This window comes from Pseudomonas sp. Pseusp97, from assembly GCF_047304025.1.
GTDB lineage: Bacteria > Pseudomonadota > Gammaproteobacteria > Pseudomonadales > Pseudomonadaceae > Pseudomonas.
Genome location: NZ_JBGLYK010000402.1, coordinates 1 through 2,251, shown reverse-complemented (window position 1 = coordinate 2,251; position 2,251 = coordinate 1). Strand labels below are relative to the sequence as shown.

Genomic DNA, 2,251 nt, shown 5'->3' with positions numbered 1-2,251 from the left:
GGGTTGTTTTTTCGGCGGTGGTTGCCCCCAAACCCCCCCCCCCCGCGGGGTGGGGGGGGCGCCACACCCCCCGCTCCTACAGGTGGCGCGGCAGATTGGCTGCACAGGCCGTTCAAGGAGTACGCCGCTCGGGATTTCGCGGACAAGGTCCGCTCCTACGGGTACCCGCGCCGCGCCGATCCGGCTCTGGCTCTGGCTCTGGCTCTGGCTTTCCAGTCTTCCAGAGAGATGTCCGCACACTCCGAATGCCCCGTTCAGGAGGCCTCGTTGAAGTGGAGTTTCAGGGGTTGAGCGACATGGATGTCGCGAGAGCGCTGTCGGGCCAGGGATGGCCCGTCAGCGCGTGCCCCTGAAACTTCGCTTCAACGAGGGAATTTTTCGCCTAAGCGAAAAACCGGATGTCCGGGGCAAGACCTTTGCCTACTTTGGGGCGTTTGCCAAAGTAGGTCGCCCGAGGGGGCGAAACAGGAAGTCCAGCGCGCACGCCGGTGCGGCGCTGAAACATCCAAGCCGAAGCAGGAAATTGCGGACATAGCTCGCTCACAAGCGGCTCTGCATTGCAGTATTCAAAGGAAAGAACAGAGTCCGCCGCGGAGGACTTCGCGGACAAGGTCCGCCCCTACAACGAGCGTCGCATCAATGAAAAGCCCCGCATCAGCGGGGCTTTTTCATTACAGCCAAGGCTTACAGGTAGAAAGCCTTCAGCGGCGGGAAGCCGTTGAATTCCACCGCGCTGTAGCTGGTGGTGTAGGCACCGGTGGACAGCCAGTACAGACGGTCGCCGGCCGCCAGGTTCAGCGGCAGGCCGTACTTGTAGTGCTCGTACATGATGTCCGCGCTGTCGCAGGTCGGGCCGGCGATCACCACTTCTTCCAGCTCGCCCGCCTTCTCCACGTGGATCGGGAACTTGATGGACTCGTCCATGGTTTCGATCAGGCCGGAGAACTTGCCCACGTCGGTGAACACCCAGCGCTCGACCGCGGTACGCGACTTGCGCGCCACCAGCACGACTTCGCTGACCAGGATGCCGGCGTTGGCGATCAGCGAGCGGCCCGGCTCGAGGATGATCTCCGGCAGGTCGTCGCCGAAGTCTTCCTTGAGGAAGCGGATGATCTCTTCGGCGTAGGTTTCCAGGCTGTTGGTCTTGGCGATGTAGTTGGCCGGGAAGCCGCCGCCCATGTTGATCAGTTTCAGCTCGATGCCGTCTTCTTCCTTCAGGCGCTCGAAGATGACCTTCACCTTGGCGATGGCCGCGTCCCACACGCCGATGTCGCGCTGCTGCGAACCGACGTGGAAGGACACGCCGTAGGGCACCAGGCCCAGGTCGCGGGCCAGCACCAGCAGGTCCATGGCCATGTCGGACTGGCAGCCGAACTTGCGCGACAGCGGCCAGTCGGCCGAGGTGGAGCCTTCGGTGAGGATACGCACGTAGACCTTGGAGCCCGGCGCGGCCTTGGCGATGTTGCGCAGGTCGGCCTCGGAGTCGGTGGCGAACAGGCGCACGCCCTTCTCGTAGAAGTAGCGAATGTCGCGGGCTTTCTTGATGGTGTTGCCGTAGCTGATCTGCTCGGCGCGCACGCCGGTCTTCATCACCTTGTCCAGCTCATAGATGGAGGCGATGTCGAAGTTCGAACCCTTGTCGCGCAGCAGCTCGGTGATCTCGGTGGCGGGGTTGGCCTTCACCGCGTAGTAGATCTTGGCGAACGGGAAGCAGCCGGTCAGCTGGTCGTAGGCATCGGCGATGGTCTGCTTGTCGATGACGACGAAGGGGGTTTCCTGCTTGTCGGCAAAGGCCTTCATGCGCTGGAAGGTTTCGGGGGCGAAGTAATCCTCGACCTTGATGGACATGCTTGGGACTCCAAATGGCAGAACAGGTTATTCGTAGGGGTGAAGCTGAACGTCGAATCCGTTTCCCCACTTTGGTTCGCCTACTTCCCAAGGCATGTCGCCGAGCATTACCGATACCGGGGCAAAGGCACCGGCTATCTCTCGTCGTCAGTACTTGAGCCGGATGGATCGTTTCCAGCATGGACGTTCGGGCGCGAACTTTAGGACCTGAAGTCCATGAGTTCAACCCTGAATTGCCGCTTTTTCGCATCCCTTTGTCGCACTGCCGGTTGACTGTTTCGGATACTCAACAAAATGCACGGAATACCGCACAGGACGGGGCTTTCGACGGTTTTCTGCATCATCGTCCTACTGGGTTAACGACCGGTGACAGTGGGGGGAGTTCAGCTGAGAGGGATGGGTG

General features: G+C 61.2%; 1 protein-coding gene. It reads right to left on the bottom strand.

Features of this window, described 5'->3' with window-relative positions:
* Nucleotides 1-684: 684 nt before the first annotated feature.
* Nucleotides 685-1,848, bottom strand: coding sequence for a type III PLP-dependent enzyme (locus ACCC94_RS29375; RefSeq protein ID WP_413353108.1), 1,164 nt, complete (start codon nt 1,846-1,848; stop codon nt 685-687).
* Nucleotides 1,849-2,251 lie beyond the last annotated feature (403 nt).

Coding starts and splice junctions, on each gene's coding strand:
- ACCC94_RS29375 (WP_413353108.1), bottom strand. CDS start 1,848: ATGTCCATCAAGGTCGAGGATTACTTCGCCCCCGAAACCTTCCAGCGC.